Source organism: Vibrio parahaemolyticus (assembly GCF_900460535.1).
Taxonomy (GTDB): Bacteria; Pseudomonadota; Gammaproteobacteria; order Enterobacterales; family Vibrionaceae; genus Vibrio; species Vibrio parahaemolyticus.
The window spans coordinates 3,202,739-3,216,761 of sequence record NZ_UHIL01000001.1 but is presented as its reverse complement, the minus strand read 5'-3'; the positions used below and the strand labels follow the sequence as shown (position 1 = coordinate 3,216,761).

Genomic DNA, 14,023 nt, shown 5'->3' with positions numbered 1-14,023 from the left:
TAACAAGAATCGTGGGGAGAAAGCGAAATTCTTGTTATTCTATTGCGTATTGAATACAAGATGTGAAAGACAATGGATATTAAACAGCAGGTTGCTGAGCAACGTACCGAGCTAGAGCAAGCCGTGGCACGAGCATTGGAGCTCGCGTCGGCGAAGTCGGATGCAGCAGAAGTCGCAATTACTAAAAGCACAGGTTTGAGTGTTTCCACTCGAATGGGTGATGTAGAAAATGTCGAGTTCAACAGTGATGGTGCGCTTGGCATTACCGTTTACCGAGGCCAACGTAAGGGCAGCGCTTCCACATCTGATTTGAGTGAAGCGGCGATTGAACAGACAGTGAATGCCGCGCTTGATATCGCTCATTACACATCTGAAGACCCATTCGCAGGCCCAGCGCCGAAAGAATTTATGGTGAAAGAGGTGCCAGATCTTGACCTTTTCCACCCAGACTCTCCAGACCCAGACTACGCAGCGCAAGTGGCGATTGCCGCTGAGAAAGAAGCGCTAAGCTACAGCGATGCAATCAAGCAAAGTGACGGTGCAAGCTACGATAGCCACTACGGCGTCAAAGTCTACGGAAACAGCCATGGTTTGTTAGCAAGCTACGCGTCTAGCCGCCACAGCACAAGCTGCTGCGTTATTGGCGTAGGCAAAAATGGCGAAATGGAACGTGACTACAGCTATACCGTTGCCCGCCATCGTGATGATTTGTGGACGCCAGAAACCGTCGGCCGCAAAGCGGCGGAAAATACTGTAAGCCGACTGGATGCTCAACGATTGAAAACGGGCCAATACCCAATTATGTTTGCGGCAGATGTGGCAACTGGCTTGATTGGTCACCTAGTGATGGCGATCAGCGGTGGCAATCTGTACCGCAAATCTTCTTTCTTACTGGATCATTTGGGTAAACAAGTCTTGCCTGAATGGTTCAATATTTCAGAGCGTCCGCATGTATTGCGCGGTTTGGCTTCCAGCCCATTCGATAGTGAAGGCGTTTATACGCAAGATCGTGAAATCATTACCGATGGTGTGTTGGCGACCTATCTACTGACCAGTTATGCCGCTCGCAAGATGAAGATGGATCCAACCGGTCACGCTGGTGGTATTCACAACTGGTACGTGAAGTCGACAGGCCAAAACTTTGAGCAAATGCTGAAGGAATTAGGCACAGGCCTTTTGGTAACAGAAGTGATGGGCCAAGGTGTGAACGTGGTAACGGGTGATTACTCTCGCGGTGCGGCAGGCTTCTGGGTTGAGAACGGTGAAATCCAATACCCAGTCTCTGAAATTACCATCGCCGGTAATCTAAAAGACATGTTCACCAAGATTGTGGCAGTTGGTAGTGATATTGAAACACGCTCACAAATCCAAACCGGTTCTATCTTGCTCGACACAATGAAAGTCGCAGGTGAATAATAGTTACTAGCGCGGAAATACCAAAAAGCCTGATGTGTTCATCAGGCTTTTTTAATGCTCATTGTTGGTTACTGGCTTAGATCAGCAAGGTTGCGAGACCGAGGAAAACAGACAAGCCAATCACATCAGTGACAGTCGTCAGTGCCATACCGCCAGCAAGGGCAGGATCGATATTCATCTTCTTCAGAAGGACAGGGATGGTTACCCCTGCAACCCCGGCCACGAACAGGTTGGTCAACATGGCGGCAGAGATGATACCTCCGAGCATCCAGTTACCTTTCCAAACCACAACGATACCACCGATGATCAACGCCCACATGATGCCGTTAAGCAAACCGATCGCGGCTTCTTTCATCAACAGTTCACGTTTGTTCGAGTCACCGATATGACCTAAAGCAAGGCCACGAATAACTAGTGCAACGGTTTGGTTACCTGCAACACCACCCATGGATGGCACGATGGTCATCAAGACCGCAATTGCCGCCATTTGGTCCAGCGTGGCTTCAAACATGTTGGAAACCGAAGCAGCAGCTAATGCAGCTAGGACATTGGCTCCGAGCCAAACACTTCGTTTACGCGCGGATTTGAAGACGGGAGCGAAGGTATCTTCGTCATCATCCATACCCGCCATACTCATCATTGAGTGTTCGGCGTCTTCACGAATAACGTCAACCACGTCATCGATGGTGATACGACCGACAAGGTGCTGGTTTTCATCCACTACGGGTGCTGACACCCAATTACGACGTTCAAACAGGCTAGCAACGTCTGAGTCACTGGTGTCAACGGTAATCGCATCGTCAGCATCTTCCATGACGTCGATAATTTTTACGTCGGGTTGGGTCGTGATAAGTGTCGTGATTGGGAGTTCGCCAATCAGTTTGCTTTCGTCATCAATCACGTAGAGCGCATCGGTGGCTTCAGGCAACTCGCCCTTCATACGCAGATAACGCAGGACTACGTCGACATCAACGTCACCACGAATCGTGATAACGTCCGTGTTCATCAACCCACCAGCGGTGTCTTCAGGATAAGACAGTGCCGTCTCGACGCGAGCACGATCTGCTGAATCCATTTGGGAGAGAACTTCACGAGAAAGATCATCTGGCAAGCTACGTAGGACGTACGCAACGTCATCGGTATCCATGCCTTCCGTCGCCTCTGCAAGGTCTTCGGGAGCCATTTTTGATACAAGGCTGTCTTTAACGTCTTCGTTTAGTTCGTCAAGAATTTCACCATAATCTTCGGGGTCGGTAAGTTGCCAAAGAACTTCACGGCTTTTACGTGGGGATGCTTCTAAAAGGTGAGCAATATCCTCAGGTTCCATGTCCTGAAGCTGACGACGAACATGGACGAAGCGGCCGTTTTCCAGCGCTTCTGTGACTTCTTGGAGGGCTTGGTGAGCTTGGTCGAATTCTATTTGCTCTGCCATTCGTTCCTCCCAATTCCTGATATTTACAATGCTTTGAATAATAACTTAATTCTAGGCACCTTTTAATAACAACTTGTGAAACAGGACAAAATTATTTGTTGAGTGACCAGAGCAGTCGCAAAGATTTGGGAGAGATATCGCTGTACTTTTTAGCTAGGAAAGGGGATTGCGCTCTATTCAGTTTGGAGGCTAGAGATTGGAACTAAGAAAGCGAGTAAATTACTCGCCTTCGTCAAACTTGTCTTCAATCAGATGACATACAGCGTCGAGTGCCAACTCTGCTTGATCGCCTGTGGCATGAATCGTTACGTATTGTCCTTGAGCCGATTCCAACATCAGCAGCCCCATCACGCTGTCTGCGGTGGCGGTTTTGTCTTCTTCATTGTCGATGGTTACTACAGCATCAAAGCTTTGCGCAAGTTCTACCAACTTAACTGCGGCGCGCGCGTGTAACCCAAGACGATTTTGAATCAATACTTTACGACTTAACTCCACTGCTACTCCTTAGCATTTTTCTCGAGCGAGGTGTGACGAATCTGAACTTGATGCCCTTTATCCGCAAAGTACTCGCCAATCTGTTGGGTTAAATACACTGAGCGGTGCTTGCCGCCAGTACAGCCAATGGCTACGGTGAGATAGCTGCGATTATTTTTTTCGAGCAAAGGTAGCCAAGTTTCAATAAAACTTTCTATCTGGTACTTGAGACTCAATACCGACTGGTGCTGTTCCAAAAACGCAGCGATAGGAGCATCTAAACCCGTTAGTGGGCGCAGTGCAGGTTCCCAGTGTGGGTTCGGTAGGAATCGCACATCAAATACGTAATCTGCATCAGACGGAAGGCCGTATTTAAAGCCGAATGATTCAAAGACCATCACCAAGCCTTTGCGATCACGTCCTTCTACTCGCATGCGAACTGTTTCACTCAGTTCATGCAAAGACTGACCGCTACTGTTGAGGATTAAATCCGCATGCGCTTTTAGTGGTGTCAGGATCTCTTTTTCTCGCTCGATAGCTTGCTCGAGCGATAGAGACTGACCGCCTAATGATAGCGGGTGGATACGACGAGTTTCGCTGTAGCGTTTGAGCAAGGTTTCCTTATTGGCGTCTAAGAAAAGTACGGTTACATCGAGTTCAGTTTTTAGCTGCTCTAACGTGCCAGTCAATTCTTTGAGCTTTTTGGGGATGTTGCGGATATCAATGCTCACCGCAACATTTTGCTTGCTGTCAGCGATGGAGTGCACAAACGCATCCAATAGGTTTACTGGTAGGTTGTCGATACAGTAGTACCCTAAGTCCTCTAGCACGCGCAACGCAATACTTTTGCCTGCACCAGAGTGCCCGCTAACAACAATTAATCGCATGGTGATCGTCCTGCTTATTGGTGAATCATGATGTCGTAGAGTTCTTCATCACTCTGAGCATTGCGTAGCAATTTCAGTACTTGCTTGTCGCTCAGACGTTCTGCCATAGAGGATAGAGTCTTGAGGTGCTCTTTGCACTGTTCTTCTGGTACAAGGAGTGCAAATAAAAGGTCGACAGGTCGATTGTCAATCGCATCAAATTCAATTGCTTCATCGCATTGCAGAAGTACCGCAATGGCTTTGTCGCTAGATTGCATTCGTGCATGTGGGATTGCAATACCGTTTCCGATACCAGTACTGCCCATTTTCTCTCTGTTGAGCATGCACTCAAACAGCTCGGTAGAATCTTGGCCCGTGTGTTCAGCGACGATTTGGCTGATCATTTCGAGGGCGCGTTTTTTACTCGTACAGTGGACTGCACTTTTCGTGCAGTCCAATGACAGTATTTCGCTCAGTTGCATGATTAATGACTGTTTAGTTTTTCTTTGTGCTTATTAAGTTGGCGAACCAATTTATCTACCAGCGAATCGATCGCGGCATACATATTCTCGTCATCGGCTGATGCGTGGATTTCGCCATGATTTACGTGGAGTGTAGCTTCCGCGATTTGGTTAATTTTTTCAACTTTTAGTACAACTTGTACTTGATTGATATGGTCGAAGAACCTTTCGAGCTTCTGAAACTTAGATTGAACATAGTCTTGCATTGAATCGGTAAGATCAACGTGATGGCCTTGAATATTGATTTGCATAGACTTTCCTTTTCAGTTAGTGCCTTAAAGTAGGCGTTTACGCTGACTTGAAGGGGCAATACCCAAGGATTCTCGATATTTAGCTATCGTACGTCTTGCGACCTGAATCCCTTGGTCAGCCAGAAGAGCAGCAATCTTACTGTCACTAAGTGGTTTAGCAGTATTCTCTGCCGCGACCAGTTTCTTAATGAGTGCACGGATTGCTGTTGACGAACATTCTCCGCCATTGTCTGTACTGACGTGGCTGGAGAAGAAGTACTTCAATTCAAAAATGCCACGTGGCGTATGCATGAACTTTTGTGTCGTAACACGAGATATTGTGGATTCATGCATGTCCACCGCCAAGGCTACATCATTGAGTACCATTGGCTTCATGGCTTCTTCACCATACTCGAAGAAATCTTGTTGATGTTCAACAATACATCTTGCAACTTTGAGTAGCGTCTCGTTTCTGCTCTCTAAGCTCTTAATTAACCATTTTGCCTCTTGCAAATTGCTGCGAATGTACTGGCTATCCGCACTGTTGCCTTTGCCTAATTGAGCGTATTGTTGGTTAACTTTTAACTTTGGAATGCTGTCAGGGTTGATGGAAACGGTCCATTTCCCATGATCTTTAAATACCGATACGTCCGGAATGACGTATTCTGTGTCGTCTGGGGTAATGCGGCTGCCCGGACGAGGATCTAACTGTTGGATCAGTTTTAATACTTCGCGTAGATCCGCTTCTTTTAGCTTAGTTTCTTTGATGACCAGTTTGTAATCGCGATTACCAAGGTGATCGATGTGATCGGCAAGAATCATTTTGGCTTCCGCAAGCCAAGGCGTGTCTTCTGGGAAGGTTGCAAGTTGCAGTAGTAAGCATTCTTGCAGGTTCCGCGATGCCACACCAAGCGGGTCAAACTGTTGGATGCGTTTGCGCACGGCTTCGACTTCATCCAACTCAATATCTTCGTTGTCGAAGCTTTCGTGAATCTCTTCAGGAGATAGGGTCAGATAGCCGTAATCGTCAATCGCATCAATGATGGCAATGGCAATCGTACGGTCGGTTTCACTGAAAGGCGTTAAGTCGAGTTGCCACATTAAGTAATCGTGCAGCGATTCTGTGGTTTCGCCTTGGTAGACCGGCATATCATCGTCTAACGCTAAACCGGTACTGCCCGTATTTGCGCTGTAGACATCATCCCAAGTTGTGTCGATTTCAAGCTCTGAGCTGATTTCGGATTTTTCGATGACGTCAGAACTATCAGGAACTTCGATTTCTGTTGGCTCGTTGGCACTGTTGTCAGCAGTTTCGAGTGCTGATTTGTCTTCACCATTTGCTTGAGGTTCTTCGTGGCCTTCTTCAACTTCCAATAGCGGGTTTGAGTCCAACGCTTCTTGGATTTCTTGTTGAAGATCGAGAGTCGACAACTGCAGCAAGCGAATCGCTTGTTGCAACTGTGGCGTCATGGCTAACTGTTGACCTAGCTTGAGTTGTAATGAAGGTTTCATTCAGTGTTACTTACCTTGTAATGCTCAGAATCTTACCGTTCCTAATGTAATCATAGACGGAATTGTTCGCCGAGATAAACTTGTTTCACCTGTTCATTGTTCAGAACTTCTTCCGGAGTTCCCGATGCAATGAGGTGCCCTTGGCTTACGATATAGGCTTTTTCACATACGTCCAGTGTTTCACGTACGTTATGGTCTGTGATTAATACACCAAGGCCACGATCGCGTAGGTGCTCGATGATTTTCTTGATGTCATTAACCGAAATAGGGTCGACACCTGCGAAAGGTTCATCCAACAAAATGAATTGTGGGTTTGCCGCAAGAGCTCGAGCGATTTCGACTCGGCGACGTTCACCACCCGATAGTGCCATACCCGCACTGGTTCTTATGTGCTGTATGTGGAATTCTTCTAACAAATCTTCCAGCTTGTCCTGACGCTCTTCGCGGGTCATTTCTTGGCGAGTTTCCAATACGGCCATGATGTTATCTTCCACGGACAGTTTGCGGAAAATCGACGCTTCCTGCGGTAGATAGCCAATACCCATGCGAGAGCGGCTGTGCATTGGCAAAATACTGATGTCTTTGTCGTCAATGGTGATGGTGCCTTCATCACGAGGCACCAGACCAACAATCATGTAAAACGAGGTGGTTTTACCGGCACCGTTAGGACCAAGTAAGCCCACAATCTGACCAGACTCTACTTCTAAGCTAACATCGGTGACGACTTTGCGCTTTTTGTAGCTCTTTGCGAGATTTTTTGCACTCAGTACCGCCATATTAGTTCTCTATCTGATTTGGTTGCAAAATCGTGGTTACACGCTCGTTTTTAGAGCTGTCAGCCACCAACTTCTGTTGACCGATTTGGTAACGAATCGACGAGCCTTTGATGGTGTTACCATCTTGAGCGAGCTGCGCTTGACCTTTCATGGTCAGTTCGTCAGTCGAGATGCGGTAATCGAGCTCGGTTGCTTGACCACTTAACGTTTTACCATCGTCCATCAGCTGCGAAAATGTCGCAGGCTTACCAAATGCTTGAATTTGTTTGATTGCTTCCGTTTTTGGATCGCGAGTGACAACAATTCTATCTGCATCGATATTGATGCTGCCTTGCTTAAGCGAGACATCACCTTTAAAAATGACCTGGTTACTCTTCATGTCCACCTGTTGGGTGTCAGAGTTAATGTAAACCGGCTGTTGAGTATCCGACTTAAGTGCAAACGCTTGAGGCGCTGCTAATACTAGTGCCAGTAGACTAAGGTGTAACGGTTTCATATCGACCTTGAACTTCATTTGTTAGAGTCGCGGTGTGCTGTTTTAAGTTTCCTTGCATCGCGCCTCCAGTAGTTTCAAATTGCGGTCCAACCAACATTACTTGTTGATCGGCTTTAAAATCACGATTGGTTAGATTGATGACCAACTTATCGGTCGCCATCGTATCGAAACTGGCGCCCGGTAATAGGTTTTGCATTAAGACTTTGTCGTACAAAGTCAGCACTTGGTCTTCATCTAAAACAGCTCTTGTGGCTGTTACCTTCCACTCGACGACGCTACCTTCTCGGTAAACCATCAAGGTAGGGCTGTTAAAAATCGTTTCTCCACTCTTAGCATAGTAATCTAAGTTGTTGGAGCGGATGATGTAACTACGTACACCATCTTCACCATAGGTGATGTTTTCTAAACCAGTCCCACTGAACAATGGCAGTTCGGTGTCTGGGGCTACTTGAATTGCATCGTTACCTTTTGGTGTGAGCAGGTAATAACCACACCATGCGACGACGAAAACCAAGAGCAAATAAATAAGGCGAGTAAAACTCATATATTAAAGGCCTTTTGTTTAGCTCAGTACTTCCCTGACTATTGCCTTAATCTGTGTAATCAATCGTTTGAATGTTTCGTGTTGCCGATATTACATCACACCAGCTTTTAGTAAATCATGCATATTTAATGCGCCAACGATTTTATCTTCTTTGCATAGGATAAGTGCGTTGATGTTTTTGTTCTGCATTAAGTTCAATCCTTCCACTGCTAACATTTCTGGATGTGCCGTGGTTGGATTTTTCGTCATGACTTCACCAATAGCCGTGGTATGAATATCAATGCGCTTATCCAAAGTGCGGCGTAAGTCACCATCGGTGAATATACCAAGCATAGCATCGTGCTCGTCCACGATTGCTGTCATTCCCAAACCTTTCTCTGAAATCTCCAAAAGCGCATCGCGAATCAACGCATCTGGAGACACTTTCGGTAATGCATTTCCGAAGTGCATAATATCAGACAGCTTAAGTAGCAATTTTCTTCCTAAAGCACCACCAGGATGTGAGAGAGCGAAGTCTTCTGCTGAGAATCCACGCGCTTGAAGTAGGGCAACTGCTAGCGCATCGCCCATTACTAAAGTTGCTGTGGTACTGCTGGTTGGTGCAAGGCCAAGTGGACAAGCTTCTTGAGGGACAGTGATTTGCAAGTGCAAGTCAGCCAGTTTGGCCATGTTGGATTCTGGCTTGCCCGTCATGCTAATGATTTTAATGTTTAAACGCTTTAGAACAGGGAAGAGAGACAAGATTTCATGGGACTCGCCAGAGTTAGAAATGGCGATAACAATGTCACCCGCGCTGATCATACCCAAGTCACCATGCGCTGCTTCACCCGGGTGAACGAAAAACGCTGATGTACCTGTGCTGGCAAGCGTTGCTGCAATCTTGTTGCCAATGTGGCCTGATTTGCCCATACCCATCACGACAACTTTGCCGCTATTGGAAAGGATCAATTCGCAAGCTTGTTCAAACTGCTCATCAAAGTATTTGTCTAGCTCTTGCAGAGCCGCGACTTCGATATCAAGAACTTGTTTAGCTGCAGCGCGAAAATCAAATGGATTGGACATATCAGGGCTCCAATTTGTCTCTACTTATTAATGGGATTAAGCGGCCATGTTGGCAAATAGGTACACTTGGTAACCCAAGAAACACGTAAACAGAATCGCCCCTTCGAGGCGGTTGATGCTACGTGATTTACCTAAACACATTGCTACTAACAACAGTGACACGCCAAGCATGACCCAGAAGTCACGTCCCATTGCGTATTCACTTAGTGTGGATGGGTTAATGATGCCAGGAAGGCCCATTACCGCCAAAATATTGAAAACGTTCGAGCCGATGATGTTACCAACTGCCATGTCGTCTTCGCCTTTCAATACACCAGCAAGTGATGCTGCAAGCTCAGGAAGACTCGTACCGATGGCAATAATTGTCAGACCGATCACTAGGTCGCTCATGCCGAAATGCTTAGCAATAATAACCGCATTGTCGACCAGCAGGCTTGCTGCCAAAGGAAGCAATATTAAACCGATAACCACCCACATGATGGCCTTAGGGTTGCTAACGCCTTGTGGGATTTCTGATTCTTGATCTTCAAGAAACGCATCGCCAGATTTTTGTTCTTTGCGGCTGATTTGCAACATAGCAAATAAAAAAGCACCAAACAGAACAAATAGTAAGACACCTTCATAAAAACCAAGGTGGCTGTTCCACAGTAAAATCCCGGCTAACACAGTTACCGCGATCATTAATGGTAATTCGCGACGGATAACTGCAGAGCTAATAGAAAGAGGTTTGATCAGCGCAGTAATACCTAGGATTAGGGCAATGTTAGCAATGTTTGAACCCAAAACGTTACCGACAGCGGTATCGGTTTTACCGTCCCAAGCGGCTGTTGCTGACACCATCATTTCTGGTGCTGATGAGCCCATTGCAAGAATGGTCATACCGATCACTAAAGGTGAAATACCGACGTTGCGGGCTATAGCTGCAGAACCAAAAACAAGTTTATCTGCGCTCCAAACAAGTAAAACAAGACCGACGATAAGCAACGCTACGGCTTCGAGCATGAGAATTCCTAAGTATTAAATGAGTGAAATGAGTAACCGCTAATTTTGACCTTTTGCAGCTTAAAATGGAAGATAAACAACGAATAAATTAAAGGTTAGTAACGAAAATGTATGTAATTGTCACTCATTCAATCATTGCAAATAAAGTGACGATTCTGGTCTAGGATTTAAACACTTGGTGACGATCAGGCCATAATTTATGGAGAATAGCTTGAATTTGGTCGGCTTTATTTAATCGAACAGTGCTTTAAATTCCAAGCCAATGTGCTTATGATTGCAGCCTAATAAATGTACCGAAGCGGCGCTAAGGGAACCCTTAGCGCTATTCGGAAGTGGATTGACTTGACAACTCTGCGAGCGTTAATGCTCTGACAGTAGAAGAGATGATATGTCGAACAACGATTTAGTCACCGTGAACAACCTCACTTTTTCACGAGGAAATCGCACGATCTTTGATGGTATTGATCTGCATGTTCCTGAAGGTAAAGTGACGGCGATTATGGGACCATCGGGAATCGGTAAAACGACACTGCTCCGTTTAATTGGCGGTCAGTTGTATCCCGAACAAGGAGAGATTTGGTTTGATGGTGACAACATTCCGACTCTCTCTCGCAAAAAACTCTACAACGCTCGTAAGAAAATGAGCATGCTGTTTCAATCCGGGGCTCTGTTCACGGATTTGAATGTGTTTGACAATGTGGCCTTTCCACTGCGTGAACACACCAATCTTTCAGAAGATTTGATTCGTACTATGGTGCTGCTTAAGCTCGAAGCGGTTGGCCTGCGCGGAGCTGCGCAATTAATGCCAAGTGAGCTTTCGGGCGGTATGGCGAGGCGCGCCGCATTGGCTCGTGCCATCGCACTTGACCCTGATTTAATCATGTTCGATGAACCATTTGTGGGACAAGACCCAATTACCATGGGTGTTTTGGTTGAGTTGATTAAAGACTTAAACCAAGCTCTAGGCCTTACGTCTATTGTGGTATCACACGATGTACCGGAGGTCATGAGTATTGCTGATTGGGTTTACCTACTAGCAGATGGCAAGATCATCGCGTTTGGCACGCCAGAGGAGTTGAGTCAAAACCCAGACCCGCGAGTGCAGCAGTTCTTACAAGGTGATGCAGATGGTCCTGTGCCGTTTCGTTTTCCTGCGCAAAGTATCGAAAAGGATCTATTTGATGGTCGCTAGCTTTATTCAATTTGTCGCTTCATTAGGAAGACGCACGCTCGCCATCTGTGAAGCTTTTGGCCGTGCAACCTTGATGCTTGTTGGCGCTATCTTCTCTAAGCCTCAACCCTCTAAAAGTTTTCCTCTACTCATCAAACAGTTGTATTCCGTTGGCGTGCAATCACTGGCTATCATCGTAGTCTCCGGTTTGTTCATCGGCATGGTTCTTAGCTTGCAAGGCTATGTAGTGCTGGTGGATTACGGCGCGGAAGGCAGTCTTGGTCAGATGGTCGCGTTGTCACTACTGCGTGAACTTGGGCCGGTGGTTACTGCGCTTCTTTTCGCTGGACGTGCAGGCTCTGCGCTGACGGCAGAAATTGGTTTGATGAAAGCTACTGAGCAGCTTTCAAGCTTAGAAATGATGGCAGTTGACCCACTGAAACGAGTGATTGCACCACGTTTTTGGGCTGGGGCTATCTCAATGCCACTACTTGCGATGATCTTCATGGCTGTTGGCATCTGGGGGGCACAGCTCGTCGGTGTGGATTGGAAAGGTGTGGATCACGGCAGCTTTTGGGCAGCCATGCAATCTTCTGTTGAGTTGGGACAAGATATCGGCAACAGCATGATCAAATGCTTTGTGTTTGCCATTACGGTAACTTGGATTGCTCTATTTAATGGCTACGATGCGATTCCTACCTCGGAAGGGATCAGCCGAGCAACTACGCGCACTGTTGTGCATTCTTCTTTAGCAGTACTGGGACTAGACTTTGTACTGACCGCATTGATGTTTGGGAATTAATCATGCAACAAACACGTAAAACAGAATTATGGGTTGGCAGCTTTGTATTAGCGGGAATTTGCGCGATTCTTGTGATGATTTTTCAAGTTGCTGACGTAAAAAGCATTGGCTCTGGTGATACTTACACCCTCAAAGCCGAGTTCGATAATATTGGCAGCTTGAAAGTACGCTCTCCGGTGAAAGTTGGAGGCGTGGTTATCGGTCGTGTAAGTAACATTACTCTGAATCCAGATAACTTATTGCCAGTGGTCAGCTTGTCAATTAACAGCCAGTACAATCAATTTCCAGAAACATCCAGCGTACAAATTCTAACGTCAGGGTTGATCGGTGAGCAGTACATTGGTTTAGTACCAGGGTTTGTTTTTGATGACGAAGCTATGCTGGTAGACGGAGATACCATCGAAGACACTAAATCTGCGTTAGTGCTTGAAGACTTAATTGGTCAGGTACTTTACAGCGTTGGTGGTTCAGACGGTTCAAGTAAGGAATAACTATGTTAGCTAGACTATTACTTTCATTTTCTGTGGTACTTACCGCTTTTGGTGTTGGCGCGGCAGAAGTGGATAAAACTCAGCCATATCAAATGATGAAGCAAGTGGCTGAAGTGACATTTGCTCGACTAAAAGCAGAACAGCCAAAAATCAAACAAGATCCTAATCTATTAAAGGTGATTGTTGAGCAAGAGCTGATGCCTTACGTCAACGACCGTTACGCAGCACTGAAACTGCTTGGCCCTAACTTGAAAGGGGCAAAACGTGAAGACGTGCTAGAGTTTGTAGATGCGTTCCGTGCTTACTTGATTGCGTCTTACGCACAAGTCTTGACGCAATACAGCGATCAACAAATTGAGTTTGGTCCAGAGCCGAAATTAGACGACTCTAAGCGTATTACCAGCATCAAAGTTGAGATCATTGATGCACCTCGTCCAAACATCAAACTAGAATTTAAACTGCGTAAAGACAACAAAACTGACGAATGGGAAGCGTTCGACATGGTTGCAGAAGGCATTAGTTTGCTTTCAAGCAAGCAATCTGAGTGGAACACCAAAATTCGCCAAGACGGTATTCTTGCGGTAGCGCAAGACCTTGAAAAACTTGCAGCGGAGCCAATTCGCTTTGAGGCGAAAAAGTAATGGCTCAGTCTCACGCACAGTGGCAGTTGCAACAAGATACGTTAACACTAACGGGGGCGCTGGATAGAGACTCAGTGCCGTCATTGTGGGCTTTTGCCCAGCAGTGGAAACCGTCGCAAAAAGAACTGGAATGCTCACTAGAAGAGATCGAACGAGTCGACTCTGCAGGAATGGTGATGTTAATCCACTTATTAGAGCATGCAAAAAAGCAAAACTGTCATATAATGCTCAGTTTCGTGCCGGCGCAACTGCGCACTTTGTTTCAACTTAGCAACGTTGAATCTTTAGTGGCCAAACACATAAAGAATTATCAGGGGTAAATTGTGGACAGCGCAAAAGTACAACAGTTATTAGAAGAAGCACTAAACCTTCAAGAAGTGCATGTAAAAGGTGAAGGTAGCCACTATGAAGTGGTTGCTGTTGATGCTTGTTTCGAGGGAATGAGCCGCGTTAAGAAGCAGCAATTGATTTATGGTCCTCTGATGGAATACATCCAGCGTAACGACATTCACGCATTATCGATCAAAGCGTTCACACCGGAAGAGTGGGCTCGTGATAAGAAACTGATGTCGCTTTAAGGTTTATTG

Annotated in this window: 18 protein-coding genes; 7 read left to right on the top strand and 11 right to left on the bottom strand. The window is 46.1% G+C overall.

Translation table 11 applies throughout. The features are described from left to right. Positions 1-72 precede the first annotated feature (72 nt). Positions 73-1,416: a metalloprotease PmbA gene (gene pmbA, locus DYB02_RS16490; RefSeq protein ID WP_005459755.1), complete on the top strand. Its 1,344-nt coding sequence runs from the start codon at positions 73-75 to the stop codon at positions 1,414-1,416. 76 nt (positions 1,417-1,492) lie between these two features. On the opposite strand, the gene mgtE is transcribed toward pmbA, so the two are convergent. The 11 genes from mgtE to DYB02_RS16435 form a co-directional block, all read right to left on the bottom strand. Beyond that, complete coding sequence (mgtE, locus tag DYB02_RS16485) at positions 1,493-2,848, bottom strand: magnesium transporter (RefSeq protein WP_005468659.1); 1,356 nt, start codon at positions 2,846-2,848, stop codon at positions 1,493-1,495. Positions 2,849-3,067: 219 nt separating this feature from the next. Next, complete coding sequence (locus DYB02_RS16480; RefSeq protein WP_005468661.1) at positions 3,068-3,343, bottom strand: HPr family phosphocarrier protein; 276 nt, start codon at positions 3,341-3,343, stop codon at positions 3,068-3,070. A gap of 2 nt (positions 3,344-3,345) precedes the next feature. Continuing rightward, a complete protein-coding gene (gene rapZ, locus DYB02_RS16475; RefSeq protein ID WP_029804544.1) occupies positions 3,346-4,209 on the bottom strand; it encodes an RNase adapter RapZ in 864 nt (287 codons plus the stop codon). A gap of 14 nt (positions 4,210-4,223) precedes the next feature. Beyond that, positions 4,224-4,670, bottom strand: coding sequence for a PTS IIA-like nitrogen regulatory protein PtsN (ptsN, locus tag DYB02_RS16470; protein WP_005467453.1), 447 nt, complete (start codon positions 4,668-4,670; stop codon positions 4,224-4,226). Positions 4,671-4,672: 2 nt separating this feature from the next. Next, positions 4,673-4,960, bottom strand: coding sequence for a ribosome hibernation promoting factor (gene hpf / locus DYB02_RS16465; RefSeq protein WP_005467451.1), 288 nt, complete (start codon positions 4,958-4,960; stop codon positions 4,673-4,675). A 24-nt stretch (positions 4,961-4,984) separates the two neighbouring features. Continuing rightward, the gene (locus DYB02_RS16460; RefSeq protein WP_005484866.1) at positions 4,985-6,451 is read right to left on the bottom strand and encodes an RNA polymerase factor sigma-54; all 1,467 of its coding nucleotides are present in this window, start codon (positions 6,449-6,451) and stop codon (positions 4,985-4,987) included. Between the two features lie 50 nt (positions 6,452-6,501). After that, positions 6,502-7,227 carry an LPS export ABC transporter ATP-binding protein gene (gene lptB, locus DYB02_RS16455; protein ID WP_005467801.1) on the bottom strand — a complete coding sequence of 242 codons (726 nt, stop codon included), beginning with the start codon at positions 7,225-7,227 and terminating at the stop codon, positions 6,502-6,504. A gap of 1 nt (position 7,228) precedes the next feature. Next, entirely contained in the window at positions 7,229-7,723 is a 495-nt protein-coding gene (lptA, locus tag DYB02_RS16450) for a lipopolysaccharide transport periplasmic protein LptA (RefSeq protein ID WP_005467803.1), read from the bottom strand. Further along, positions 7,704-8,267, bottom strand: coding sequence for an LPS export ABC transporter periplasmic protein LptC (lptC, locus tag DYB02_RS16445; protein ID WP_005467805.1), 564 nt, complete (start codon positions 8,265-8,267; stop codon positions 7,704-7,706). Before lptC ends, lptA begins: the two co-directional genes overlap by 20 nt. Before the next feature lie 90 nt (positions 8,268-8,357). After that, positions 8,358-9,329 (bottom strand): arabinose-5-phosphate isomerase KdsD, encoded by a 972-nt coding sequence (kdsD, locus tag DYB02_RS16440; protein WP_005484881.1) that lies wholly within the window; start codon positions 9,327-9,329, stop codon positions 8,358-8,360. A 36-nt stretch (positions 9,330-9,365) separates the two neighbouring features. Beyond that, positions 9,366-10,331, bottom strand: a complete 966-nt coding sequence (locus DYB02_RS16435) for a calcium/sodium antiporter (protein WP_005455122.1) — start codon at positions 10,329-10,331, stop codon at positions 9,366-9,368. A gap of 388 nt (positions 10,332-10,719) precedes the next feature. Between DYB02_RS16435 and mlaF the strand changes: the two genes are divergently transcribed. Genes mlaF through ibaG form a run of 6 tightly spaced genes read left to right on the top strand, consistent with a single transcriptional unit; the run spans position 10,720 to position 14,014 of the window. Continuing rightward, positions 10,720-11,523, top strand: coding sequence for a phospholipid ABC transporter ATP-binding protein MlaF (gene mlaF / locus DYB02_RS16430; protein ID WP_005455119.1), 804 nt, complete (start codon positions 10,720-10,722; stop codon positions 11,521-11,523). Continuing rightward, complete coding sequence (gene mlaE, locus DYB02_RS16425; RefSeq protein ID WP_005455118.1) at positions 11,513-12,304, top strand: lipid asymmetry maintenance ABC transporter permease subunit MlaE; 792 nt, start codon at positions 11,513-11,515, stop codon at positions 12,302-12,304. Before mlaF ends, mlaE begins: the two co-directional genes overlap by 11 nt. A 2-nt stretch (positions 12,305-12,306) precedes the next feature. Beyond that, positions 12,307-12,795 (top strand): outer membrane lipid asymmetry maintenance protein MlaD, encoded by a 489-nt coding sequence (gene mlaD / locus DYB02_RS16420; RefSeq protein ID WP_005455116.1) that lies wholly within the window; start codon positions 12,307-12,309, stop codon positions 12,793-12,795. Between the two features lie 2 nt (positions 12,796-12,797). Next, the gene (locus tag DYB02_RS16415; protein WP_005478835.1) at positions 12,798-13,436 is read left to right on the top strand and encodes an MlaC/ttg2D family ABC transporter substrate-binding protein; all 639 of its coding nucleotides are present in this window, start codon (positions 12,798-12,800) and stop codon (positions 13,434-13,436) included. After that, positions 13,436-13,756, top strand: a complete 321-nt coding sequence (locus DYB02_RS16410) for an STAS domain-containing protein (RefSeq protein ID WP_005455113.1) — start codon at positions 13,436-13,438, stop codon at positions 13,754-13,756. Before DYB02_RS16415 ends, DYB02_RS16410 begins: the two co-directional genes overlap by 1 nt. A gap of 3 nt (positions 13,757-13,759) precedes the next feature. Next, positions 13,760-14,014, top strand: a complete 255-nt coding sequence (ibaG, locus tag DYB02_RS16405; RefSeq protein WP_005484869.1) for a BolA family iron metabolism protein IbaG — start codon at positions 13,760-13,762, stop codon at positions 14,012-14,014. The last annotated feature ends 9 nt before the right edge of the window (positions 14,015-14,023 follow it).

Bases quoted from the DNA above. Each gene is read 5' to 3' on its own strand.
- pmbA (WP_005459755.1), top strand. From the start codon at position 73: ATGGATATTAAACAGCAGGTTGCTGAGCAACGTACCGAGCTAGAGCAA.
- mgtE (WP_005468659.1), bottom strand. From the start codon at position 2,848: ATGGCAGAGCAAATAGAATTCGACCAAGCTCACCAAGCCCTCCAAGAA.
- rapZ (WP_029804544.1), bottom strand. From the start codon at position 4,209: ATGCGATTAATTGTTGTTAGCGGGCACTCTGGTGCAGGCAAAAGTATT.
- ptsN (WP_005467453.1), bottom strand. From the start codon at position 4,670: ATGCAACTGAGCGAAATACTGTCATTGGACTGCACGAAAAGTGCAGTC.
- hpf (WP_005467451.1), bottom strand. From the start codon at position 4,960: ATGCAAATCAATATTCAAGGCCATCACGTTGATCTTACCGATTCAATG.
- DYB02_RS16460 (WP_005484866.1), bottom strand. From the start codon at position 6,451: ATGAAACCTTCATTACAACTCAAGCTAGGTCAACAGTTAGCCATGACG.
- lptB (WP_005467801.1), bottom strand. From the start codon at position 7,227: ATGGCGGTACTGAGTGCAAAAAATCTCGCAAAGAGCTACAAAAAGCGC.
- lptA (WP_005467803.1), bottom strand. From the start codon at position 7,723: ATGAAACCGTTACACCTTAGTCTACTGGCACTAGTATTAGCAGCGCCT.
- lptC (WP_005467805.1), bottom strand. From the start codon at position 8,267: ATGAGTTTTACTCGCCTTATTTATTTGCTCTTGGTTTTCGTCGTCGCA.
- kdsD (WP_005484881.1), bottom strand. From the start codon at position 9,329: ATGTCCAATCCATTTGATTTTCGCGCTGCAGCTAAACAAGTTCTTGAT.
- DYB02_RS16435 (WP_005455122.1), bottom strand. From the start codon at position 10,331: ATGCTCGAAGCCGTAGCGTTGCTTATCGTCGGTCTTGTTTTACTTGTT.
- mlaF (WP_005455119.1), top strand. From the start codon at position 10,720: ATGTCGAACAACGATTTAGTCACCGTGAACAACCTCACTTTTTCACGA.
- mlaE (WP_005455118.1), top strand. From the start codon at position 11,513: ATGGTCGCTAGCTTTATTCAATTTGTCGCTTCATTAGGAAGACGCACG.
- mlaD (WP_005455116.1), top strand. From the start codon at position 12,307: ATGCAACAAACACGTAAAACAGAATTATGGGTTGGCAGCTTTGTATTA.
- DYB02_RS16415 (WP_005478835.1), top strand. From the start codon at position 12,798: ATGTTAGCTAGACTATTACTTTCATTTTCTGTGGTACTTACCGCTTTT.
- DYB02_RS16410 (WP_005455113.1), top strand. From the start codon at position 13,436: ATGGCTCAGTCTCACGCACAGTGGCAGTTGCAACAAGATACGTTAACA.